The organism is Xanthobacter autotrophicus (genome assembly GCF_029991245.1).
Classification (GTDB): Bacteria; Pseudomonadota; Alphaproteobacteria; order Rhizobiales; family Xanthobacteraceae; genus Xanthobacter; species Xanthobacter autotrophicus_C.
This window is the reverse complement of the sequence record NZ_JAIVFO010000408.1, coordinates 1-418: the sequence shown is the minus strand read 5'-3', so window position 1 is coordinate 418 and position 418 is coordinate 1. Positions and strand designations below refer to the sequence as shown.

Annotated in this window: 1 protein-coding gene; it reads right to left on the bottom strand. The window is 77.0% G+C overall.

Annotated elements, in window-relative coordinates:
- Positions 1-418 (bottom strand): LysR substrate-binding domain-containing protein (locus tag K9U41_RS23445; protein ID WP_282643229.1); only part of this gene is annotated, 418 nt, incomplete at both ends.

The following is a 418-nucleotide window of genomic DNA, read 5'->3' as shown; positions in this document are numbered from 1 at the left end:
GCCCCGCGGGCACCAGGGTGCCGGCGCGCAGCTCGTCCGCGACCAGGCTCTGCGGCAGCCAGGCCACGCCGCGCCCGTCCAGCGCCAGCGTCTTGAGCAGCGCCGCATGGTGGGCCGTGAACACCACCGCCACCTCGCCGGGCAGGCCGGGCACCGTGCCGCTCTCGAACACGCCGCGGCGCAGCGCGCGCATGATGCGCCCCAGCCCGGACGCATCGCTGTACGCCAGCACGGGCAGCGGGGAGGCTTCACGCTCCGACGCGCCGGCCAGCGCATCCGCCGCTGCGTCCGCCGACGGTATCGCGTGCAGCGGCGTGCCATCCGCACGCGGCGCGGAGACGGGGCGCAGCACGTCTTCCGCGAGCCGCACCACCGGGTAGCCCGCCTCGTCGAGCCGCCCCGGCACCTGTCTCGTAGC